We start from the raw sequence: 22768 nt of genomic DNA, 5'->3' as shown, positions 1-22768 counted from the left end.
ACGGCCCGGGGCGCGCCGCCACCCCCGGGGGGGGGACCGGCCGGGGGGGGGCGCCCCGCTGGGGGCGCCCGCGGACCCGCTCAGCGCATCCGCTTCGCCACAGATACCGACGACAGTCCAATAGCCCGCAGAAGACCTGCTCGCGCGTCCGCCGCGCGCTGCCGCAGGCAGGGCGCGGCCACCGGGCTTCCCTGCCCGCCAAAGGCTCAGCTGTCGCCGGGATCGGAGCCCGGCGTCTCCGGCTTGGGACGCCGCATCACCAGAGCCCAGACCACAACCGCCGCATAGGCCAGGCACAGAATCACAAGGGTCGTCCAGGCAAAGGTGAACACAGCCGCCACTACCGCCACGAAGCCCACGAGGAAGAATTTCACGTTCTCCCGCGAGACCCGCGTGGTCTTGAAGGACCATGTGGGGATCCGGCTGATCATCAGGTAGCCGATGATCATCATGTAGATCATGATCACGGGCCCCGGAACGATGGGCGCATCGGCCACCGCGAAAGAGGCAAACATCGGCAGCATCACCAGCATCGCCCCCGCAGGCGCGGGTACGCCGGTGAAGAATTCCGACAGTTTGCTCGCGCCTTCATCCGCCTTGCTCGTGGCGTTGAACCGTGCCAGCCGCACCACGCAGCACACGGTAAAGACCAGCACCGAAATCCAGGCCGCGCCCCGCATGTCCTGCAAGGCCCAGAAATAGATCAGGAGCGGCGGCGCCACCCCGAAATTCAGGAAATCGGCCAGACTGTCGAGCTCGGCCCCCATCTCGCTGTCACTGCCCAGCGCGCGGGCCAGGCGACCATCGAGCCCGTCCAGAACCGCGGCAAACAGGATGAGCAGCACCGCGCGCTCGTAATTGCCGTCCACCCCGAAGCGGATCGCCGTCACCCCCGCGCAGATCGCCGCAACCGTCAGCATGTTCGGCAAGAGCTGAACGATGGCGAACTCCTTGCGGGGCTTGCGCGGCGGGCGGGTCATGCGGGCTGCTCCTCCGCCGCCATCGGCGCGCCAAGATCGGCCAGCACGGTTTCTCCGGCGACCATGGTCTGTCCGACCATCACCGAGGGTTCGACCCCCTCGGGCAGGTAGACATCGACCCGGCTGCCGAACCGGATCAGTCCGAACCGGTCCCCGGTGGCGAGTGCCTCGCCGCCGGAGACGAAGCTGACGATCCGCCGCGCCACCAGCCCGGCGATCTGGACCACGGCGACTTCACGTCCATCGGCCATCTCGAGGCAAAGGGAGTTGCGCTCATTGTCTTCGGACGCCTTGTCGAGCGAGGCATTCAGGAACTTGCCCGGGCGATAGGCCACAGCCTTGACCGTGCCCGGCACGGGCGCGCGGTTCACATGGCAGTTGAACACGTTCATGAAGACACTCACCCGGGTCAGGGGCGTGTCCGCCATGCCCAGTTCGGCAGGCGGCACCGCAGGCTCGATCAGCGACACGACGCCATCGGCCGGGCTGATCACCAGCCCGGGGCGCGGCGGCGTGACCCGCTCGGGGTCCCGAAAGAAATAATAGCACCAGACGGTCGCCCCGACCCCGATCCAGCCGAGCGGCTCCCATAGCAGAAACAGCGCCAGCGCCACGGCGGCGAAGATCGCCACGAATTTCCGGCCCTCGGGATGCATGGGCTTGATGAAGGTATCGGTCATGCGCATGGGCGCTTCGTGCTCCGTTCGGGGTCCAGTCGCCCCAAGCGCTAGGGCCAAATCGGCCCTATTGCAACCGCGTTTGACGCAACGGAGCCCCCGTGGCGCGCCCCGCCCGACCTGCGCCTTGTGCGCCAAGCCCTTGACGTGGCGGCGGATCTGCCCCATCTACGCCACAGCGAAACTGGTCCTGCCGCGTGAGCAGAGCCGTCGGCCTCGACCCGAAGACCTTCGACGGACACCAGATCGCCACCCACCGGTTCCCATTCACGCCTGGGCCCTGCGGAGAGTTGACGGTCCGGGGAGACGCCCCGCCGCCCTTCGCACCCACCCGTGCCATGCGCCGCCCAGACCGGGCCGCATGGACCCAATGCCTGCGCCCCAACGGCGCGGAAAGGACATGATCCTTCATGGATTTTGATATGCTGGGGCTCTCGCCCCGTCTTGTGGCCGGCCTCGCCGCCCAGAACATCACCGACCCGACCCCGATTCAATCCCGAGCGATCCCGCACGGGCTGAACGGGCGCGACGTGCTCGGTCTCGCCCAGACCGGCACCGGCAAGACCGCCGCCTTCGGTCTGCCCCTGCTCGACAAGCTGTTGAAAGAGGGCACCAAGCCCGCCCCGCGCACCTGCCGGGGCCTGATCCTCGCGCCGACGCGCGAGCTGGTCAGCCAGATCTCCGAGAGCCTGCGGGGCTTCACCGAGGGCAGCCATCTGCGGATCAACCTGATCGTGGGCGGCGTCTCCATCAACCCGCAGATCAAGCGTCTGGAAAAGGGCGCGGATCTGATCGTGGCCACCCCGGGCCGGTTGATCGACCTTCTGGACCGCAAGGCCGTGCGCCTGTCGGACACCCGCTTTCTGGTGCTGGACGAGGCCGACCAGATGCTCGATCTCGGCTTCATCCATGCCCTGCGCAAGATCGCACCGCTTCTGCCGAAAGAGCGTCAGACGATGCTCTTCTCGGCGACGATGCCCAAGCAGATGGAAGAGCTGAGCCGCGCCTACCTGACTGATCCAGTCCGGGTAGAGGTCTCGCCTCCGGGCAAGGTCGCGGACAAGATCACCCAATCGGTGCATTTCGTGGACCAGAGCGAGAAGCCTTCCAAGCTGATCGAGCTGCTGGCCCATCACCGCGATGAGCTGGCGCTCGTCTTTGCCCGGACCAAGCACGGGTCCGACCGGCTGGCCCGCAAGCTTGCTGCCGCGGGCTACGAGGTCGCCGCGATCCATGGCAATCGCAGCCAGGGCCAGCGCGAGCGCGCGCTCAAGGCGTTCCGCGAGGGCACGCTCAAGGTGCTGGTCGCCACGGATGTGGCCGCGCGCGGGATCGACATTCCCGATGTGCGCTTCGTCTACAACTACGACATGCCGAACGTGCCCGAGAACTTCGTGCACCGGATCGGGCGGACCGCCCGCGCCGGGCGCGACGGACAGGCTGTGGCCTTTGTCGCGCAGGACGAGATGGGCGAGTTGCGCGCCGTTCAAAAGGTGATGGGCCTCACCCTGCCCGTGGCCGGTGGCTCCCCGTGGGAGCGGGATGAGGAACGCGCCAAGCCCAAGCGCAACGGCGGCGGTGGTGGTGGCGCAGGTCGCCGCCGCGGCGGTCCCGGCGGCAATGGCGGCGGGCAGAAGCGCAAGACCACAGCGGCCACGCCGAACCCGGGCCGCAGCGCCAAGGGCACCGGCGGGCCAGGCAAGGCCCCGGGCAAACCCGGCAACAAGCGTCGGCGGCCGCGCCGCGCGCGCAGCGCGGCCTAAGCCCTGCGCCCGCCTCAACAGGCGGGCACGGGCACGCCCTCTGCGATCAGGTCCAGCCGCGGCGCGACCGGCACGAACGGCCGGTCCGGCGCAAGCTGTATGAAAACATCCACAATTTGCGGCCCCTCGGCGCGCGCCCCTGCGATGCAAGGCGCCGCAGAGACCGAGAGCTGGCCAGCCGTGTCCGGATCCTCGGCCTTCAGGGCGAGGATCGCCTGACGCGTATCCTCCAGCCGGGCCGCGTCTTCCTCTGCGACCCCGAAGAGCCAGCGCGCCCCCTCAGCCGCGCGGCGCTCGTCGAGGATGAACTCCTCTGACACCGCGCGCCCATCGGACGCCGCCGCGCGCAACAGCATCACCGCCCCCTCGGGCGCCACGCGCAACCCATCGCTCACATCCACCGCGACCGTCACCGCCGCCAGATCACTGGAAAGCGGGTCAAAGCGCGCAAGCTCCACCATGCTCATCACGGGCACCTGCCCACATCCGGCGAGCCCGATGGCCGCCACCCAAGTCAGTTGTCGCATCGACACCTCGCTAGACACGAATCATTTATTGTTTTACATTAAACTATCACTGCGAGGATTGAAAACATGGGATCTGCTCTTCCACCAAATCTGGGGCGTCTCTGCCGGGGGCTCTCCCATGGCTGCGCGTTGGGCTGTGCCGCGCTGATTGCCGCCTATGGCGTGGTGCTGGCGGATCCATCCGCGTTCCTGCCGCCGATCGAGACCGCGACCGGGATCACCCCGGGCAAGTGGCGCGCACTTGCCCTGCTGACGGCGGTACTCTTTGCGCCTGCGCTCATCGCGCTCTGGACCGCGCGGGGTCTTTTCGCCCGCTATGGGCGCGGCGACGTGTTCAGCGCCGGGAACGCGCGCGCCATCCGGCGGATCGGGGTTGCCCTGCTGGCCGGCACGGGGCTGGCGATCGCCGGGCGGACGGTGGCGATCCTGATCCTGACCCATGACAACCCACCCGGCGCGCGGTCGCTGACAGTGTCGCTGGCCAGTCACGACCTTCTGCTGGCACTGCTCGGGGCGCTGTTGCTGGTGGTGGGCTGGGTCATGGCCGAGGCGACCCGGCAGGCGGATGAAAACCGGCTTTTTGTCTGAGATGGGGATTGTCGTCACCCTCGATGTGATGCTGGCCCGGCGCAAGATGCGCTCGCGCGAACTGGCCCGGCGGATCGGCATCACCGAACAGAACCTGTCGCTCCTGAAATCCGGCAAGGTGAAGGGCGTCCGCTTCGAGACGCTGGCCGCTATCTGCGCCGTGCTGGAGTGCCAGCCGGGGGATCTGTTGACATTCGAGGGCGATCCGGCGGCCGGGCCCTCTGGCCAATCCTCCCCATCCGCTCCATAACACCTATATGTGTCCAGCGGCCCCGCCGCATGGCCCCTCTCACGACACGCAGGCTCCGATGTCCAAGCCCGACAATCCCGTTGAACCGTTCAAGAAGGCGCTGGCCGAGGCGACCCGTGTGCTCGCCGATGATCCGGATATCGCCGTCACCTATTCGGTGGACCCGCCCGGCATGACCTCGGACGCCATGCGGCTGCCCCAGATCAGCCGCCGGATGACCCGGGACGAGGTGCTCTTTGCGCGCGGCACAGCGGATGCCTATGCCATGCGGCGCAAGTATCACGACGCGGGCACCCATGTGAAATATGAGCCCGCCGGGCAGATGGCGCGCGACCTCTATGAGGCGATGGAAACCGCCCGCTGCGAGGCCATGGGCGCGCGCGCCATGCCCGGCACCGCGGGCAATATCGACGCCAAGATCGAGGCCGAAGCGACCCGCAAGGGCTATGACCAGATCACCCAGGCCTCCGAGGCCCCGCTGGCCATCGCCGCGGGCTACCTGATCCGTCATCTGGCCACCGGGCGCGACCTGCCCGAGGGGGCGCAGAATGTGATGGATCTGTGGCGCGATCACATCGAGGACCAGTGCGAGGACACGCTCGCCTCCCTGCAGGAGGATCTGAGCGACCAGGCCGCCTTCGCCAAGCTCGCCCGGCAGATCATCGACGATCTGGGCTATGGCGATCAGCTGGGCGATGACCCCGACCAGCAGGAGGAGGAATCCGAGGACAGCTCCGAGCAGGAGGAGCAGGAAGAAAGCGCCTCGGATGAAGGCAATGATGGGGACGAGCAGACTGAGCAAGGCGAAGCTGCCCCCGACCCGACCGACATGCAGGAGATGGACCCGGCCCAGGCCGAAGTCGCCATGGATGACTTCGCGGATATGGAGCTTGGCGACGAGGCCGAGCTGCCCGAGGGCGAAGCCCCGCTGGACCCGCCACCCCCGCCCGCCCATTCCGATGCGGATCCGAATTACATCGTCTTCCAGACCGAGCATGATGAAGAGATCAAGGCCGAGGAGCTGGCCGAGGCGGCCGAGCTCGAACGCTTGCGCGCCTATCTCGACCAGCAGCTGGAACCGCTCAAGGGGGCGGTCTCGCGTCTGGCCAACAAGCTGCAGCGGCGGCTGCAAGCCCAGCAGAACCGCAGCTGGAAATTCGACATGGAGGAAGGCATCCTCGATGTGGGCCGCCTCGCCCGTGTGGTCGCCAACCCGACCACCCCGCTCAGCTTCAAGGTCGAGCAGGACACCGAGTTCCGCGATACGGTTGTGACCCTCCTGCTGGACAATTCCGGCTCCATGCGCGGGCGTCCGATCTCGATCGCGGCGATTTGCGCGGACGTGCTCGCCCGCACGCTGGAACGCTGCCAGGTCAAGGTCGAGATCCTCGGCTTCACCACCCGCGCCTGGAAAGGCGGGCTGAGCCGCGAGAAATGGCTCGCCGATGGCCGCCCGCAGCAGCCCGGACGCCTGAACGATCTGCGCCACATCATCTACAAGCAGGCCGACGCCCCCATGCGCCGGACCCGGAACAATCTCGGCCTGATGATGAAAGAGGGCCTTCTGAAGGAAAACATCGATGGCGAGGCGCTGGAATGGGCCCACCGCCGGATGCTCGCGCGGCCCGAGGCCCGCAAGATCCTGATGGTGATCTCGGACGGCGCGCCGGTGGATGATTCCACCCTCTCGGTGAACCCGGCCAATTACCTCGAAAAGCACCTGCGCGACGTGATCGCCATGGTCGAGAAACGCCGCGCGGTGGAGCTCATCGCCATTGGCATCGGCCATGACGTGACCCGCTACTACGACCGCGCCGTGACCATCACCGATGTGGAACAGCTCGCCGGGGCCATGACCGAACAACTCGCCGCGCTCTTCGACACCAATCCCCGCGCCCGGGCCCGGGTCATGGGCATGAAGCGCGCGGGCTGACCGCTCAAAAACCGCCAGACGGAGGAGACGCGCGCCCGGACTGGGCAGCGCGCCCTCCCCCTCATTGTTCCTGAAATACTCACATCCCGACCGTGCCGCCGCCGCGCCCGCCAGACGCGGCGCGCCGCGGACCCGCATGTGATAGGCTAAAGGCACCGCGCCCAAAGGAGCCGTTCACATGACCAAATTTCGCCTGTGCAGCTTCAACATCGAGAACCTCTTCACCCGGTTCGACTTCTCGGCCTTCTCCGACCCGGATGCCGCGCGCTACCTCTCGCCCATCGTGCAGTTCTACGGCGATTTCGGCGATGACGACCTGACAAAATTCGACGCCTTCAAACGCATGGTCGAGACCGCCGCCATCGCGCAGGATGACGACAAGCGCCAGCAGACCGCGCTCGCCATCGCCGAGGCCGACGCGCATCTCTACTGCCTGCAAGAGGTCGACGGCTTCGGCCCGCTGACCCGCTTTCTCGAGGCCTATGTGAAGAAGACCATGGGCGAGAGCTTCCACAACCGGGTGCTCCATGAGGGCAACGACATGCGCGGGATCGATGTGGCCGCGATCTCGGTCCGGAAATTTCCGTTCTACAGCCGCAGTCACGCCTGGCTCACCGGATCGGTGATCGACGACACCCCCACGGGCCGGGCCCTTCTGGAGGCCTACCCCCTTGCCAAATCGCGCGCCCGCTCCTTGCGCGCGGCGCGGGTTTTTCGCCGCGACTGTCTCGAGCTGGAACTGGCCGTGGGTGACGATCGCCTGTCGCTCTTCAACTGCCATTTCAAATCCATGGGCGGGCGCGACGCAGAGAAATCCCTCGCCACGCGTCAGACCGAGGCGATCCTCGTGCGCGAGCTGATCACCCGCAAATTCGCGGATCCGGCCACGGCCCTCTGGGCGATTTGCGGCGATCTCAATGACGCGCTCGACTACCGCTTCGTCAGCTCGGTCAAACAGCCCGATGGCAGCTTCAACGAGACCCGGAAAGACAAACCGCCCTCGGGCGAGGACGGCTCGGGCGTCGCTCCGCTGCTCGAGGACGGGTTCGGTATCAACCTCGTGGCGTCCCAGCCGGAGGCCGAACGCTGGACCCATTATTATGCAGGCGGGCGCTCAAAGACACAGCTTGACTACATCATCGTCTCGCCCGCGCTGGCCCAGCGCGTCCGTGGCACGCCCGAGATCCTCCGGGCCGGCATGCCCCACAGGGTCCCGAACCTTGCCACGGCCCGTTATCCCCGCATCGGCTGGGACCGCCCCAAGGCCAGCGACCACTGCCCGGTGGTGGTTGAGTTCGACATCTAGGGCACGCGGCACCGCGCAACATCCCGCAGACCGCGCCCTGCCGGGCGGCGGGGACCGCGCGACACCGGCCGGACCGATTGGCATGGCAGTTTCCTCGCGAAACGCTATCTTAGAACCTCTAGCACAAGACGTCGGACTCCATGTTTCAATCCTTTTCTGCCACCACCACGCCCGAGCAAGGGCCACCCCGGCTTGCCGCCCTGCGCGCGGAGATGACCCGCGCCGGGGTCGATGCCTTTCTCATTCCCCGGGCCGATGCCCATCAGGGGGAGTATGTGGCCCCGCGCGACGACCGGCTGGCCTGGCTCACCGGGTTCACGGGCTCGGCCGGGTTCTGCATCGCGACGGCCAAGACGGCCGGGGTTTTCGTGGACGGGCGCTATACGCTGCAGGCGCGCCAGCAAGTGGCGACGGAGGCCTTCACACCGGTACCCTGGCCCGCGACCCAGCCCGGGCCCTGGCTGACCGAGACGTTGGGCACGGGGGTGATCGGCTTCGACTCCTGGCTGCACACCCATTCCGAGATTGCGCGGCTCGGCAAGGGGCTGGGCACGGGGCTCAGCCTGCAGCGGGTCGAGAACCTCGTGAACCGGATCTGGCCGGACCAGCCCGCGCCCCCGCAAGGTGCGGTCATCATCCATCCCGACGCGCTGGCCGGACGCAGCTCTGCCGAGAAACGCGCCGAGATTGCGGCGACCCTGCGCGAGGACGGCGCGACCGCGACCATCCTGACCCTGCCCGACAGCCTGTGCTGGCTGCTCAACATCCGTGGCTCGGACATTCCCCGCAATCCGGTGGTCCATGCCTTCGCGATCCTGCATGCGGATGGGACCTGCGATCTGTTCATCGATGCAGCAAAACTGTCCGATGCGCTGCATGCCCATCTGGGTCCGGATATCCGGATCCATTCCCCCGACAGCCTGAACGCCGGGGTGATGGCGCTGACCGGTCCCGTACGCGTGGATCCGGCCACCGCCCCCGTGGCAATCTTCGATCTGCTCGAGAGCGCCGGGATCGAGGTCCAGCCAGCCGAGGATCCCTGCATCCTGCCCAAGGCCTGCAAGACCAAGGCCGAAATCGCGGGCACCGCCGAGGCGCATCTGCGCGATGGCGCGGCCATGATCGAGTTCCTCGCATGGCTGGATGCGCAGGATCCGGCAAACCTGACCGAGATCGACGTGGTCCGCGCGCTCGAAGGGTTCCGCGCGGCGACGGGTGCTCTGCGCGACATCAGCTTCGACACGATCTGCGGCGCGGGTCCCCATGGGGCGATCGTGCACTACCGAGTGACCGAAGACACCAATCGCGCGGTCACCCCCGGAGATCTCCTGCTGGTGGATAGCGGCGGGCAATATGCCGATGGCACAACGGATGTGACCCGCACCATGGCCACGGGCACTCCGCCCGAGGGGGCCGTGGCCGCCTTCACCCGGGTGCTGCGCGGGATGATCTCCGTCAGCCTTGCGCGCTGGCCCAAAGGGCTGGCCGGGCGTGATCTGGACGCGCTGGCCCGCGCGCCGCTCTGGCAGGCCGGACAGGATTACGACCATGGCACCGGGCACGGGGTCGGCGTCTATCTCTGCGTCCATGAGGGGCCGCAACGGCTCAGCCGTGTCAGCGAGGTGCCCCTGCGCCCGGGCATGATCCTGAGCAACGAGCCCGGCTATTACCGCGAAGGCGCGTTCGGGATCCGGATCGAGAACCTCGTCGTGGTCACCGAGATGCCCCCGCCCGAGGGCGGCGATCCCGCGCGTGAGATGCTGGGATTCGAGACACTGACCTATGTGCCCATTGACCGGCGGCTGATCGATCTCGACCAGCTGGCCCCGGCTGAACGCGCCTGGCTCGATGCCTATCACACCCGGGTGCGCAACCATCTCGAGGCCCGGGTATCCCCCGCGGCCCGGGATTGGCTGTTTCGCGTGACCGAACCGCTCTGAGCGGGACCGGCCAGACCATCGCAACAAAACTGATACAGTCCGCGTCCTACTACACGGGATACGGAGAACCGAAGGAAGGGGAGTGCCATGAGCGACCATATCAAGATCCACAAAGCCGAGGGGGTCTGGACCGTCCGGGCGGATGGGGCCGTTCTGGCAGAGAGCGAGAATGCCCTGGAGCTTGTGGAAGGCAGCAGTGATCCGGTCATCTACTTTCCGCGCGCCGATATCGGCATGGCCTTCCTTGAGCCCTCGGAGACCCGCTCCCACTGCCCGTTCAAGGGCGATGCGAGCTATTACTCGATCCACGCCTCCGCCGGGCTGATCCCGGATGCGGGCTGGTCCTATGAAAGCCCCAAGGACGGGGTGGCGCGTATCCGCGACCACATCGCGTTCTACCCGCATAAAGTAACCGTCGAACGCATCTAGTCTGACGGCCTCGCGGCCTGCTACGGGGTCGCGGGGCCGGATCAATGGGCCCAGAGCCGAAAGGGGGGAGTCGCGCCGCGCGCGACGGGGGCATCGCCCCCAAATCTGGCACGCAGTGCGCATGGACTTGCGCCGCAGGCGCGCATTTTGACAGCCCTGCCAGCCCGCGCATCCGGTGTTGCGATCAGGTCTCCGGGTCGTCCTTTTCCAGCGAATACCGCTCCAGCATCCGCGCCTGCGCGATGAAGAACGCAAACAGCGCCGCGGGCAGAGCAAAGGTTTCGAACTTCACCCAGAACTCGGTATCCATGGTCCGCCAGACGATCTCATTGGCGATGGCCATGGCCGCGAACATCGCCGTCAGGCGCTTGGTCAGCCGCATCCAGCCCTCCTGCGCCAGCGGCATCAGATCTTCCATGACGAAGGCCAGATAGGATTGCCCGCGCAGCAACCCGATCCCGAGGATCGTGGCGAACATGCCGTAGACGATGGTGGTCTTGATCTTGAAGAAGGCCTCGTCATTGAAGATCACCGTGAGCCCGCCGAAGACGATGACCAGCACGGCGGTCATGATCTGCATCCGGCTGAGCTTGCCCGTCAGCTTCCACAGGATCGCGATCGACAGAAGCAGAACCGGCACGAAGCCCGCGGTTGCGACGATGAACCCGTCATAGTCGCGGCCCCAGATCGGATAGACCTCATCCTTGATCCGCATATAGACGATGAAGAAGCCCAGAACGGGGCCCAGCTCCAGGGCCATCTTGACCCAGGGGTTGATCGGTTTCTGCTCTGCCATCGGGCCTCTCTCACTCATCCTGCGACTTCCACTATCACAGCCCCCGCCGCAATCAATGCCATCAGGCCCATCCGGCGCGGGCCCACGGTCTCCTTCAGGAAGACCCAGCCGATCACGGCCGCAAAGACGGTGGAGGTTTCGCGCAGGATCGCGGCCTCTCCCACCTTGTCGAGCCGCGTGGCCAGCATGATCGAGCCGAAACTGCCGATCGCAACCACGGCACCGATGGCCCCGCGCAGGGCGAGCGGTCCGAGTGCGGGCGCCGCCGCCATCCGGCGCCAGCGCAGGGCAGCCACCCAGGGGAACACGAGGCTATCGATGAAGAAGAACCAGGCGAGGAAGGTAAAGGGATCCGCCGTCGCACGAATGCCGTAAGCGTCAAAAGTCGTGTAGAGCGCCACGAAGAGGCCCGTCGCCACCGCCAGCCCCAGCGCCGGCACAAGCGTGTCCCGGTCCAGCTCGATATGGACCAGATTGTAAGCCGCAAGCCCGAAGATCCCCGCTAGCAGCACCGCCACCCCGACCCATTGCAGCGGGGCGAAGGTCTCGCCGAAGATCAGATAGGCCCCGAACACCGTGAAGAGCGGTCCTGTTCCGCGCACGACCGGGTAGACCACCGTGTAGGCCCCCTTGGAATAGGCAAAGCCCTGCAGGATCTTGTAAGCGGTGTGGATCAGGAACACGCCCGCGAAGATCGGCCACATATGGGCCTCGGGCCAGGGCACGACGAAGAGGGCGATTGGCGTTGCGATGACGAAGAGGGCCGCGTCGATTGCGCCCCGGGACAACCAGGGATCGTGGCGGCCCTTCTGCAACGCGCCAAAGATCGCGTGCAGGAGCGCCGCCGTCAGGGCAAGCATCAGGGCAAGGGACTTGCCGTCTGCGGTCCCTTCGAGGCTGATCAGCCAGTCGCTCACCGGTTAGTCCTTGCGGCGGGGGACGGAGGGGGGCTGTCTGCCCCCCGCGCGGGCAAGCCGCGCCCCCCCGAGGATATTTCGAGACTTAAGACCTCAGCGCTCGAGACCGGTGAGCGCATCGGCAAACTCCTCCGGGTCGAAGGGGGCGAGATCGTCGATCTGCTCGCCGACGCCGATGGCGTGGATCGGCAGGCCGAACTTGTCGGCCAGCGCCACGAGCACGCCGCCTTTGGCCGTGCCATCGAGCTTGGTCATCACAAGGCCCGACACATCTGCGAGTTTGCGGAAGGTTTCGACCTGGCTCAGGGCGTTCTGTCCCGTGGTCGCGTCCAGCACAAGCAGGGTGTTATGGGGCGCGGTCTCGTCGACCTTGCGGATCACCCGCACGATCTTGGCGAGCTCCTCCATCAGGTCCGCGCGGTTCTGCAACCGCCCGGCCGTGTCGATCATCAGAAGATCCGCGCCGGTGGACTGCGCCTGTTTGATGGCGTCAAAGGCGAGCGAGGCCGGGTCCGAGCCTTCGGGCGCGGTGAGCACCGGCACACCGGCACGATCCCCCCAGACCTGCAGCTGTTCGACTGCCGCAGCGCGGAAGGTATCCCCGGCGGCGATAACCACGGATTTTCCAGCGGCCCGGAACTGGCTTGCCAGCTTTCCGATGGTCGTGGTCTTGCCCGATCCGTTGACCCCGACCACCAGGACGACCTGGGGGCGTTTGGGATAGATCGGCAGGGGCCGTGCCACAGGCTCCATGATGCGGGCGATCTCATCCGAGAGGATCCGCTGGATATCAGCCGTGGAGACTTTGCGCCCCATCCGGCCTTCGGCGATATTCGCACTGACCCGCAGGGCGGTGTCCACGCCCATATCCGAGGCAATCAGCACCTCCTCGAGGCTTTCCAGCATGGAATCATCCATGACGCGGCGCATGGTCGGGCCGCTTGGGGTTGGCGCAGGAGCGGGCTCAGGGGCGGGTTTGGGGGCTGCTGCCTGCGGGGTTTCGGGGGCGGGCTGCGCTGTGCCTCCGCCGAAAAGACGACCCATGAGACCGGGTTTGCGTGCGGGCTCGGCCGTCGGGGCCGGTGTCTCGGGGATCTCAGGCTCAGGCTCAGGCTCAGGCTCAGGCTCAGGCTCAGGCTCAGGCTCAGGCTCAGGCTCAGGCTCAGGAGGTGTCGCGCGCTCTGGGCGGGGCGCAATCTCTTCGACAGGATCCGCGGGCGCGGGCAGCTCTGAGTCCGCGGCACCGGGCTCGGGCGCGATGGGCTGGTCCGCTGTGGCAGGGTCCGCCGTGGCAAACGGGGGCTCGGGGGTGATCTCCGGCTCCGGGATGGGCGCTGCGGGCGCGGGCGGCTTCGCCGTCTCGGCCTCTGGCGCGGGCACGGGGGGCGGTGGGGTCGCGTCAACCTCGCCCCCGTCCTCGACGATCGCGTCCAGCCCTTCCTCCAGCTTCGAGGAGGATTTGAACATCCGGGTCTTGAGCTTCTTGAAAAACGACATCGGGGGCCTTCTCGCGGGGTCTACACCTCTGGCTCACACCTAATCCCCCCTGTCCCGGAGGAAAAGCCCGCAGCCCGCTTCTGCGTGGATTCGCCCGGGCCTGATGCGGCCCTGCCGCCCGCATCGCCCCGCGCGCCAACAGGGATCGACGGATGCCGGGCGCATTGCTAGCCTGCGGTCATGCTGCGCGCGCTCTGCCTTTGCCTGATCACGGCCCTTCCTGCCACGGCCATGGCGGAAACGCCCCTCTCCGGGGTGGATTTCGCGGCGCGGGTGACAGGCAAGACCATCTATTTCGAGCAATACGGCCGCGCCTATGGCGCCGAAACCTATCGCGGCGACGGGTCGGTCACCTGGCGGTTCTCAGGGGAGGAGTGCCGCGAAGGACACTGGTACCCGGAGGAAGATGCCATCTGTTTCGTTTATGATTACGCACCGGACGCGCCGCAGTGCTGGCATTTCTTCGATCAGCCCGAGGGGCTGGTGGGGCGGCTGGTCGGGGCGGATCCGCTGGATGACCTTACGGGGCGTCGCGAGAGCCCCGCGCCGCTGATCTGCGACCAGCCCTATCTCGGGGCGTGACCCCTAGAAGAGCGAGCCCTGATCCGGTGCCGGTGGCTTGCGTTTGCGCGCGGCGGCGGGCTTGGGTTTGGGCGTGACCGGCTCTGCCGGGGGCGCGTCGCCGGTGGCCACGGCGAGGCGTCCATCCTGGAACTGGATCTCGAGCGCTGACGCCTTTGCCGCCCCGGCCCGGGTCGTGACGATCGCCTCGCCGGCGCGCACCACTGCATAGCCCCGTTTCAGCGTCGCCTCATAGCCCACGGTGGCGCGCACGCGCTCGAGCCCCTCAAGCGCCGCGCGCCAGCCAGAGACCTGGGCCGCAGACACCCGCGCCAGCCGGGCCGAAAGCGCGTCGAGCCGCTCGCCATCGCGACCCAGCTGCCGGGAGAGCACCTCGGGGCGCAGCCGTGCTGCGCGGGTCGTCAGGCGCTCGGATTGCAGGGTGACGACCCGGGGCAGCGCGGTATCGAGCCGCGTGCCCGCCTGCGCCGTCCGCTGCGCGCCCGTCTCGATCTGCGTGCGCAACAACCGGGGACGCAGGGCGGCCCCCGCCTCGGCCAGCGCGCCGCGCTTGGCCTGGGTTGCACTGCGCAAGGCGGTGGGCAGCCGCGCCGTCGCATGGTCGAGCCGCTGGGAAGGCGTGCTCAGCAACTCCTCGGCGCGCGGCAGGGCCCGGGACAGGTCGCGCACCCGCTGGCCCCGGGCGCGCACGCCCCCGGTCAACCCGGTCAGCATCCGCGCGCCCAACGTGTCGAGCCCCGCCAGCAGGTCGAGCCGCACGGGCACGGCCCGCTCGGCCGCCGCCGTCGGCGTGGGCGCGCGCAGATCCGCGGCATGGTCGATCAAGGTCGTGTCGGTCTCGTGCCCCACGGCCGAGATCAGGGGGATGTCGCTTTCGGCCGCGGCGCGCACCACGGATTCCTCGTTGAACCCCCAGAGATCCTCCAGGCTGCCCCCGCCCCGCGCCACGATCAGCAGATCGGGTCGCGGCAGCGCTCCGCCCGGTGTCAGCGCATTGAAGCCGCGAATGGCGTTCGACACCTCGGGCGCGCAGTTCTGCCCCTGCACCGCCACCGGCCAGATCAGAACCTTGCGCGGGCAACGCTCGCGCAGGCGGTGCAGGATATCCCGGATCACCGCGCCGGAGGGGCTGGTCACCACGCCGATCACCTCGGGCAGAAACGGGATCGGACGCTTGCGCCCCTCGTCGAACAGCCCCTCGGATGCGAGCTGCTTGCGCCGTTTCTCGAGCATCGCCATGAGCGCGCCGACCCCGGCCACGGCGATGCGGTCCACATTGATATTGTAGCGGGACGAGGGCGCATAGGCGCTCAGCTTGCCCTCGACCACGACCTCCAGCCCCTCTTCAGGCATCACGCCGAGGCCTGCCACCTGACCTTTCCAGGTGGTGCAATTGATCACCGAACGGTCATCCTTGAGGTCGAAATAGAGATGGCCGGACTTCGCCCGCATCACCCGGCCCAGCTCACCCTTCACGCGGACACGGCCAAACTCCCCCTCCAGCGTGCGCTTGATCGCGCCCGAAAGCTCCGAGACCGTGAATTCCGGCGCATTCTGGCCCGGCTGGGGATCGTCGATCAGATCGAAATCGGACATTTGGCCTCGCTTGCCTCGCTTTGCGTCGCATCTTAGAACGCGGCAACCTCGGGTAAAAGTCAAAGGACGCGGCAGATCATGAACATCCTCATTCTCGGCAGCGGCGGTCGTGAACATGCCCTGGCCTGGGCGGCATCCCAGAACCCGAAATGCGACCGGCTGATCGTGGCACCGGGCAATGCGGGCATGGCCGAGATCGCCGATTGCGCCGCGCTGGATATCGAGGATCGCAACGCGGTGGTGAGCTTTGCCGAGGAAGCCGCCATCGATTTCGTGATCATCGGGCCCGAAGCGCCCCTGGCCGCCGGGGTCGCGGACCGGCTGCGCGAGGCGGGGATCCTGTGCTTTGGCCCCTCGGCGGCGGCGGCCCAGCTCGAAGCCTCCAAGACCTTTACCAAGCAGGTCTGCGATGCGGCGGGCGCGCCGACGGCCGCCTATGCGCATTTCACCGAGGCCGCCGCGGCCCGGGCCTATATCGAGGCGCAGGGCGCGCCCATCGTGGTCAAGGCCGATGGTCTGGCCGCCGGCAAGGGCGTGATCGTGGCGATGACCGAGGCCGAGGCGCTCGCGGCGGTCGACGACATGTTCGGCGGGGCCTTTGGCGGGGCCGGAGCCGAGGTCGTGATCGAGGAGTTCATGACCGGTGAAGAGGCCTCCTATTTCGTGCTCTGCGATGGCGAGACGGTTCTGCCCATCGGAACGGCGCAGGATCACAAGCGCGCCTTTGACGGCGACAAGGGGCCGAATACGGGCGGCATGGGGGCCTACTCCCCCGCCCCGGTCCTGACCGATGCCATTGCCCAGCAGGCGCTGGACGAGATCATCCGCCCCTCCATGGACGAGATGGCCAAGCGCGGCATGCCCTATCAGGGGGTGCTCTATGCCGGTCTGATGATCGAGAACGGGCGCGCGCGGCTGGTGGAATACAATGCCCGCTTCGGTGATCCGGAATGTCAGGTCCTGATGATGCGACTCGGGGCGCAGGCGCTGGATCTGATGCTGGCGTGCGCCGAGGGCGAGCTGGCCGAGGCCAAGGTCAACTGGGCCGAGGACCATGCCCTGACCGTTGTGCTCGCCGCCGAGGGCTATCCCGGGTCCTATGAGAAGGGCACCGAGATCCGCGGGGTCGAGGATCTGCCCGAGGACAGCGCCAACATGGTCTTCCATGCGGGCACCCGGCGCGAGGGAGGACGGCTTCTGGCCAATGGCGGGCGGGTGCTCAACGCGACAGCCCGTGGCGCAAGTCTCGCCGAGGCGCAGGCCAGGGCCTATGCGCTGGTGGACGGGATCGACTGGCCCGAGAGCATGGTGCGGCGCGACATCGGCTGGCGCGCGCTCTGAGGCGTGCTCAGGGCGCGCAGCGCAGCGCCTCGGCAAAGCCCGCCGGGGTGGCCGGATAGGGCAAGGCCTGCCGCGAAAGCTGGCCTGCGGTGAACCGGACAGCAACCGTGCCGGACCAGTTCGCCTCGGCCACGATCATCTCCAGCGCACCGGCGCAATCGCGCACCCCACCCGAGATGAAATCTTCGCCGATCCGGTGATTGGTGACGCCAGGCATGGCGGCAACTTGGGTCAGGGACCGGTTCTCGTAGCGCCAGAGCAGCAATGTCTTGGCCAGATGCGGACGGTCGATATAGCCGATCTCCACCGCGCCATCGCCATCGAAATCCGCCGCACCAATGGGCGCAAGCCAGCGATTGGCACGCCCGATATGAGGCGTGGCGGCAATCTTGCCCTTGGGGCCATAGATCGCGAGTTGCCCGCCGAGATCCCGGTGGCTCTCGACCACCACGACCTCCGCCGCGCCATCCCCGTCGAGATCCACCACCCGCGGGGCCAGATCCTCGAACACGGAATGCTCCGGCAGCACGATGCGCAGGCGACGCCCGCGATCCGTCACGATGGACAGGCTGCCATATTCGATGGCATCGCCCAGAACACCATGGGCATAGCGGGTGGTCTCATCCCCATACTCGGCGGACACTACCCCCTCAGCGGCCTGAGCCGCGCCGGAGGCCAGCCAGGGGGCGGCCATCGCCACAAGCGCGGCGGCCCGCAACGCGCCGCGGGCCCGCGCGGCCCACAAGCGCGCCGCCCGACGCGGCGCCCGGTGGATCATCAGATCTGCTTCTCGGGCATCTGCACCACGAGACCGTCAATCGCATCGCTCACCTTGATCTGGCAGGTCAGGCGCGAACGCGCGGGATCCGGCTCGAATGCAAAATCCAGCATGTCCTCTTCCATGGCTTCCTTGCCGGGGATCTTCTCGACCCAGTCGGGATGGACATAGACATGGCAGGTCGAACAGGCACAGGCCCCGCCGCAATCGGCCTCGATGCCGGGGATGTTGTTGTCCCGTGCGCCTTCCATGACGGTCAAACCATTGGCCACCTCGACCACATGCTCCGTCCCATTATGCTCGATATAGGTGATCTTCGCCATTCTGACCGTCGTCCTTTGCTCTGCAAAACAAGTGTTAACTCTCACATAGATCAGCCATGCAGAATTGGCCAGCCTTGCGAAACCCGATAGATGTTCTACTTATGTTCTCATGCCGCCATCCAGCGACCTCCCGGCCCCTGCGCAGCCCCCCTGGCCCCGGCCCCCGGCCTGTATCCCGGCGGACCTGATGCACCGACCGCCCAATGGCGCGCGGGTCTGCGTGGCCGGGCTGGTCCTGCTGCGCCAGCGGCCGGGCACGGCCCATGGCGTGATCTTCATCACGCTCGAGGACGAGACCGGCACAATCAATGTGGTGGTCTGGAACAAGATCTACGAGCGTTACCGCCGCGCCGTGATCGCCGGGCGGATGCTGCGCGTTCGGGGCCGGATCCAGCGCGAGGGCGCGGTGCTCCACCTGATCGCCGATGAGATCGAGGATTGCTCCGACATGCTGGACGCCCTGCTCCGCCCCGAGATCTGCCGCGCCGCCGACCAGCCCTGAGCCCACGAAAAACGCGCCCCCGGTCTCCCGGAGGCGCGTCTGTCTCTCACGTCGAGACCTCGGTCTCGCGCGGCTCAGTTCAGTGCGAGCGCCACGAAGCGCGGCTCGTTATCCCGCCGCACCAGCAGCAGGATCGAGTTGCGCCCGGCCTCTTTCGCGGCGTCGATACGCGCCTCGAGATCATCTGCCGAGGCGACCTTCTCCTGGCCGGCTTCGGTGATCACATCCCCTGCCCGCAGACCCTTTTCATAGGCCTGGGAATCTTCGTCGACATCGCTGACCACCAGACCGGCAAGGCTGTTGGTGATCCCGAGCTGCTCGCGCAGCTCATCGTTCAGCTCGGTCACGGTCAGCCCCATGATCTCCCGCTCGATGGGCTCATCGGCAGGGGCCGAGACCGGCACGGCCCGCTCGGCATCCTCGCGGCGACCCAGGGTCACCAGCAGGGTCTGCGTCGCGCCGGACCGGAACACGACCACGCGCACGGCCTTGCCGACGGCGGTGTTGCCGACGATCTGCACAAGCTCGCGCGTATCTTCCACATCGCGCCCGTCAAAGGTCAGGATCACGTCACCCGCTTCCATACCGGCATCGAGGGACGGGCCATCCGGCACATCCGTGACCAGCGCCCCGGCGGCCTTTTCGAGGCCCAGCGCCTCGGCCACGTCATCGGTGACATCCTGAATGCGCACGCCCAGCCAGCCGCGACGGGTCTCGCCAAACTCCTTGAGCTGGTCGACCACATTGGTCACCACGCCCGACGCCATCGAGAAACCGATGCCGATCGAGCCGCCATTCGGCGACAGGATCGCGGTGTTTACCCCGATCACGTCTCCATCCATGTTGAAGAGCGGACCGCCCGAGTTGCCCCGGTTGATCGCCGCATCGGTCTGGATGTAGTCGTCATAGGTCCCGGACAGGGCGCGGTTGCGCGCCGAGACGATCCCGGCAGACACCGAGAAGCCCTGGCCCAGCGGGTTGCCCACGGCCATCACCCAGTCGCCCACGCGGGCCGCGTCGCTGTCGCCGAAGCTCACGAAGGGCAGCGGTGTGTCACTCTCGACCTTCAGCAGGGCGATATCGGTGTTGGGGTCGGTCCCGATCACTGTCGCTTCGAGCTCTTCACCAGAGAAAAACTCGATCAGGATCTCATCCGCCTGCTCGATCACGTGGTTGTTCGTGACGATGAAGCCATCCTCGGAAATCACGAACCCCGAGCCCAGCGCGTTGGAGCGGCGCTGACGCGGGGCGGGACGCCCCTCTTCCTGCTGGCGGTCCATGAAGTCGCGGAAGAAATCTTCCAGCGGGGAGCCTTCGGGCACGATGGGCTGCGGACCACCGGGAGTGGCCACATTGGTCGACGTGGTGATGTTGACCACTGCCGGGCTCACGCGCTCGGCCAGATCGGCAAAGCTGCCGGGCATGTCGCGCGCCTGTGCGACGAGGGTCTGTGCCAGCACCAGCGCGAGGGCCAGCAGAGCTGCCGCCATCGCGTGAAGTGGGGTTACCCGCCGGGACGCGGGGGTCGCGACTTGCGCAATGACCTGCGGCTCGCGTCGCTGTAATTCGTGTCTGTTCACTCTTGGGGTCCTCCTGAACATCCGCCACGGGGGAGCGGGTCTTTAGGTCTCGTCACGGGACAGAGCCCATGCTGTCCCAGATGTTTTCATTGCCTGCGCCATATTCAAGCGGTCTGACTCTCGCGCGCCGTCACGTAGACGTGACCTGCTCGGGCGGAAGTCTTCCATGGGACGGCTATGCGGCCAAGCTCTTTCCCACCCAAACCAAGATAGTACCTAGGGCAATCGCGCCCAAACCCAAGCCGCGTCGTGTGGTAACGGGCATCCGGGCAAATGCGGCCAACAGATCCTCGATACGCGAAGGGGCCAGTGCGAACACCAGCCCCTCGATCACGAAGACCAGCCCGAGGGCGGTCAGCAGCGTTTCCATCACCGATCGGCGCGTGCCGCAGTGCCGTCCAGATAGTCGAAGAACTCGCTGTCGGGTGCGATGACCATGGTCGAGTTCGAGCCTTGCAGCGCGCGCTCATAGGCGGTCATGGAGCGGTAGAATTCAAAGAATTCAGGATCCGCGCCAAAGGCCCCGGCAAAGATGGCGTTCCGACGGGCATCCGCCTCACCTCGGGTGATGTCGGCTTCCTTCTGGGATTCCGAGACCAGCTCGACCACGGTCCGGTCGGCCTGGGCGCGCACCCGCTGGGCGGCTTCCTCACCACGCGCGATCTCGTCCGCGGCTTCCCGTTCCCGTTCCGCCCGCATCCGGGCGAAGGTGGCATCCAAGTTCTGCGTCGGCAGGTTGGTCTGCTTGAGACGCACATCGACCACGTCGAGGCCGATATCAAGCGCACGCGCCCGGGCGCCGGCCGTGATCCGCGCCGTCAGCGCGCCACGATCCGAGGACAGGATAGTGTTCGAGGTAACCCCGTCCGAACCGAGTACGGCCCGGATCTGCGGGTTGAGAATGGCTTCGAGCCGCTGCTCGGCCACCCGCATCCCGCCCACGCCGACCGCTTGCCGGAACTGGACCACGTCCGAGATCCGGTACCGCGCAAAGGCATCGACGACCAGACGCCGGTCATCCGACGGCGTAACTTCGATCGGTTGGGTGTCGAGGCTCAGGATCCGGTCGTCATAGCGCACGACCTCCTGAATGAAGGGGATCTTGAAGGCGAGACCCGGGTCTTCCTTGACGGCCTTGATCTGACCGAACTGGAGGACGAGGGCTTTCTCGCGTTCATCCACGATGAAGAGCGAATTGACCGCGACGAAGACCACGGCTGCAGCCGCGATGAGGGCGACAGGACCTTTTTTCATCAGTTCGTCCCTCCGGCCGGACGGCGCAATTCGTTCAGGGGCAGATAGGGCACGACACCCTGGCCGCCGCCATCCACATTATTGTCGAGGATCACCTTGTCGATCCCGCCCAGAACACGCTCCATCGTTTCCAGATAGAGACGCTTGCGGGTCACTTCCGGGGCGTTCTGATACTCGGACAGAACCGCCGTAAAGCGGCTGGCTTCACCTTCGGCCTCGTTCACGACCTGCGCGCGGTACGCTTCGGCCTGTTCCAGAAGCTGCGCTGCTTCACCACGCGCGCCCGCGAGAACACGGTTGGCATAAGCGTCGGCCTGACGTTCCAGCCGGTCCCGCTCCTGCTCGGCGGCCTGCACTTCGCGGAACGCATCGATCACCTGCTCGGGCGGGTCGGCCCGGTCGAGGTTGAGACGGACGATGTTGATGCCGCTGTCATAGCTGTCGAGGGTCGTCTGGATCAGATCCTGCACCTGTTGCGCGATCAGTTCGCGGTCCCGGTTGAGGATCGGCGCCAGTTCGGACTGCGCGATCACTTCGCGCATGGAGGCCTCGGACACCGCGCGCACGGTCTGCTGACCATCCCGCAGGTTGAAGAGGAATTGCGCCGGATCAGAAATGTTCCAGACCACATCGAAGTCGATATCGACGATGTTTTCGTCTGTCGTCAGCATCAGACCATCTTCACCGCGCGCGCTGCTGGTGCGGGATGTGCCGATCTCCTCGGTGTTTTCCCGCGTCACCGGCAGGACCTCGGCGGTCACCAGCGGCCAGGGGGCGAAGTTCAGACCGGGATTGCCCACGGCGGAGAACTCTCCAAGGAACAGTTCGACCGATTGTTCTTCGGGCCGCACCGTGTAGAGCGACGAATACACCCAGAGACCCACCGCAGCCAGAGCGGCCAGGGCCACCGTGCCCTTGGTGATCTTCGGGCCACCGCCGCCACCGCCCGGGCCACGCCCGTTGGTGCCGCCGCCGCGACCGCCCATGAGGACGCGCAGCTGCTCCTGGCCCTTTTTCATGATCTCGTCGATTTCCGGGATCTGACCGTTGTCACCGGGGCCACCGGGCCGTCGGCCGCCGCGATTGTCACCGCCTCGGTTGTCGCCACCGTTGCGACCACCCCCGCCGCCCCAGGGTCCACCGTTGTTATTCGCCATCCGTTTTCCTTGTCGTCTGCATATCGTCGTAACTCCCCTCAGGACATGGTTG

At 66.9% G+C, this 22768-nt stretch carries 23 protein-coding genes; 10 read left to right on the top strand and 13 right to left on the bottom strand.

Annotation, left to right across the window (positions count from 1 at the left end):
- Positions 1-206: 206 nt before the first annotated feature.
- Together pssA and ACP15I_RS17405 are read right to left on the bottom strand one after the other, a co-directional pair.
- A complete protein-coding gene (gene pssA, locus ACP15I_RS17410) occupies positions 207-980 on the bottom strand; it encodes a CDP-diacylglycerol--serine O-phosphatidyltransferase (protein ID WP_424976054.1) in 774 nt (257 codons plus the stop codon).
- Entirely contained in the window at positions 977-1666 is a 690-nt protein-coding gene (locus tag ACP15I_RS17405; protein ID WP_424976053.1) for a phosphatidylserine decarboxylase, read from the bottom strand. The genes pssA and ACP15I_RS17405 overlap by 4 nt, the downstream gene beginning before the upstream one ends.
- A gap of 401 nt (positions 1667-2067) precedes the next feature.
- Between ACP15I_RS17405 and ACP15I_RS17400 the strand changes: the two genes are divergently transcribed.
- Entirely contained in the window at positions 2068-3420 is a 1353-nt protein-coding gene (locus tag ACP15I_RS17400) for a DEAD/DEAH box helicase (protein WP_424976052.1), read from the top strand.
- 14 nt (positions 3421-3434) lie between these two features.
- On the opposite strand, the gene ACP15I_RS17395 is transcribed toward ACP15I_RS17400, so the two are convergent.
- Positions 3435-3947 carry a hypothetical protein gene (locus tag ACP15I_RS17395; protein WP_424976051.1) on the bottom strand — a complete coding sequence of 171 codons (513 nt, stop codon included), beginning with the start codon at positions 3945-3947 and terminating at the stop codon, positions 3435-3437.
- Positions 3948-4013: 66 nt separating this feature from the next.
- On the opposite strand from ACP15I_RS17395, the gene ACP15I_RS17390 reads away from it, so the two are divergent.
- The 6 genes from ACP15I_RS17390 (at position 4014) to ACP15I_RS17365 (ending at position 10393) form a co-directional block, all read left to right on the top strand.
- A complete protein-coding gene (locus ACP15I_RS17390) occupies positions 4014-4535 on the top strand; it encodes a DUF2975 domain-containing protein (protein ID WP_424976050.1) in 522 nt (173 codons plus the stop codon).
- Between the two features lies 1 nt (position 4536).
- Positions 4537-4785 carry a helix-turn-helix domain-containing protein gene (locus ACP15I_RS17385; protein WP_424965574.1) on the top strand — a complete coding sequence of 83 codons (249 nt, stop codon included), beginning with the start codon at positions 4537-4539 and terminating at the stop codon, positions 4783-4785.
- Between the two features lie 58 nt (positions 4786-4843).
- Positions 4844-6718, top strand: a complete 1875-nt coding sequence (gene cobT, locus ACP15I_RS17380) for a cobaltochelatase subunit CobT (RefSeq protein ID WP_424965573.1) — start codon at positions 4844-4846, stop codon at positions 6716-6718.
- A 178-nt stretch (positions 6719-6896) separates the two neighbouring features.
- Complete coding sequence (locus ACP15I_RS17375; protein ID WP_424965572.1) at positions 6897-8024, top strand: endonuclease/exonuclease/phosphatase family protein; 1128 nt, start codon at positions 6897-6899, stop codon at positions 8022-8024.
- Between the two features lie 140 nt (positions 8025-8164).
- On the top strand, positions 8165-9964 hold the full coding sequence (locus tag ACP15I_RS17370) for an aminopeptidase P family protein (protein ID WP_424976049.1): 1800 nt from the start codon (positions 8165-8167) through the stop codon (positions 9962-9964).
- 87 nt (positions 9965-10051) lie between these two features.
- Complete coding sequence (locus ACP15I_RS17365) at positions 10052-10393, top strand: DUF427 domain-containing protein (RefSeq protein ID WP_424965570.1); 342 nt, start codon at positions 10052-10054, stop codon at positions 10391-10393.
- 184 nt (positions 10394-10577) lie between these two features.
- Here ACP15I_RS17365 and ACP15I_RS17360 read toward each other — a convergent pair whose 3' ends face one another.
- From ACP15I_RS17360 to ftsY, 3 genes are all read right to left on the bottom strand, one after another.
- On the bottom strand, positions 10578-11189 hold the full coding sequence (locus ACP15I_RS17360) for an inner membrane-spanning protein YciB (protein ID WP_424976048.1): 612 nt from the start codon (positions 11187-11189) through the stop codon (positions 10578-10580).
- 14 nt (positions 11190-11203) lie between these two features.
- Positions 11204-12106: an EamA family transporter gene (locus ACP15I_RS17355; protein WP_424976047.1), complete on the bottom strand. Its 903-nt coding sequence runs from the start codon at positions 12104-12106 to the stop codon at positions 11204-11206.
- Between the two features lie 93 nt (positions 12107-12199).
- On the bottom strand, positions 12200-13603 hold the full coding sequence (gene ftsY, locus ACP15I_RS17350; RefSeq protein ID WP_424976046.1) for a signal recognition particle-docking protein FtsY: 1404 nt from the start codon (positions 13601-13603) through the stop codon (positions 12200-12202).
- A gap of 180 nt (positions 13604-13783) precedes the next feature.
- On the opposite strand from ftsY, the gene ACP15I_RS17345 reads away from it, so the two are divergent.
- The gene (locus ACP15I_RS17345; protein ID WP_424965566.1) at positions 13784-14185 is read left to right on the top strand and encodes a hypothetical protein; all 402 of its coding nucleotides are present in this window, start codon (positions 13784-13786) and stop codon (positions 14183-14185) included.
- 3 nt (positions 14186-14188) lie between these two features.
- Here the strand turns inward: ACP15I_RS17345 and xseA are convergent, their stop codons facing one another.
- Positions 14189-15781, bottom strand: a complete 1593-nt coding sequence (gene xseA / locus ACP15I_RS17340) for an exodeoxyribonuclease VII large subunit (protein WP_424976045.1) — start codon at positions 15779-15781, stop codon at positions 14189-14191.
- A 78-nt stretch (positions 15782-15859) separates the two neighbouring features.
- Here xseA and purD point away from each other — a divergent pair, with 78 nt between their 5' ends.
- Positions 15860-17122 carry a phosphoribosylamine--glycine ligase gene (purD, locus tag ACP15I_RS17335; protein ID WP_424976044.1) on the top strand — a complete coding sequence of 421 codons (1263 nt, stop codon included), beginning with the start codon at positions 15860-15862 and terminating at the stop codon, positions 17120-17122.
- Positions 17123-17129: 7 nt separating this feature from the next.
- Here the strand turns inward: purD and ACP15I_RS17330 are convergent, their stop codons facing one another.
- Both ACP15I_RS17330 and ACP15I_RS17325 read right to left on the bottom strand, forming a co-directional pair.
- The gene (locus ACP15I_RS17330) at positions 17130-17900 is read right to left on the bottom strand and encodes an FG-GAP repeat domain-containing protein (RefSeq protein WP_424976043.1); all 771 of its coding nucleotides are present in this window, start codon (positions 17898-17900) and stop codon (positions 17130-17132) included.
- On the bottom strand, positions 17900-18223 hold the full coding sequence (locus tag ACP15I_RS17325) for a 2Fe-2S iron-sulfur cluster-binding protein (protein ID WP_424965562.1): 324 nt from the start codon (positions 18221-18223) through the stop codon (positions 17900-17902). The genes ACP15I_RS17330 and ACP15I_RS17325 overlap by 1 nt, the downstream gene beginning before the upstream one ends.
- Before the next feature lie 109 nt (positions 18224-18332).
- Between ACP15I_RS17325 and ACP15I_RS17320 the strand changes: the two genes are divergently transcribed.
- Entirely contained in the window at positions 18333-18725 is a 393-nt protein-coding gene (locus ACP15I_RS17320; RefSeq protein ID WP_424965560.1) for an OB-fold nucleic acid binding domain-containing protein, read from the top strand.
- A gap of 74 nt (positions 18726-18799) precedes the next feature.
- Here ACP15I_RS17320 and ACP15I_RS17315 read toward each other — a convergent pair whose 3' ends face one another.
- From ACP15I_RS17315 to hflK, 4 genes are all read right to left on the bottom strand, one after another.
- Entirely contained in the window at positions 18800-20215 is a 1416-nt protein-coding gene (locus tag ACP15I_RS17315) for a Do family serine endopeptidase (protein ID WP_424976042.1), read from the bottom strand.
- A 265-nt stretch (positions 20216-20480) separates the two neighbouring features.
- A complete protein-coding gene (locus ACP15I_RS17310) occupies positions 20481-20675 on the bottom strand; it encodes a DUF2065 domain-containing protein (RefSeq protein ID WP_424976041.1) in 195 nt (64 codons plus the stop codon).
- Positions 20675-21559 (bottom strand): protease modulator HflC, encoded by an 885-nt coding sequence (hflC, locus tag ACP15I_RS17305; RefSeq protein WP_424976040.1) that lies wholly within the window; start codon positions 21557-21559, stop codon positions 20675-20677. Before hflC ends, ACP15I_RS17310 begins: the two co-directional genes overlap by 1 nt.
- The gene (gene hflK, locus ACP15I_RS17300; RefSeq protein WP_424965556.1) at positions 21559-22716 is read right to left on the bottom strand and encodes an FtsH protease activity modulator HflK; all 1158 of its coding nucleotides are present in this window, start codon (positions 22714-22716) and stop codon (positions 21559-21561) included. The genes hflC and hflK overlap by 1 nt, the downstream gene beginning before the upstream one ends.
- Positions 22717-22768: the final 52 nt, after the last annotated feature.

It is taken from the genome of Dinoroseobacter sp. S124A (assembly GCF_049801015.1).
Classification (GTDB): domain Bacteria; phylum Pseudomonadota; class Alphaproteobacteria; order Rhodobacterales; family Rhodobacteraceae; genus Dinoroseobacter.
This window is presented reverse-complemented; position numbering and strand designations above follow the sequence as displayed.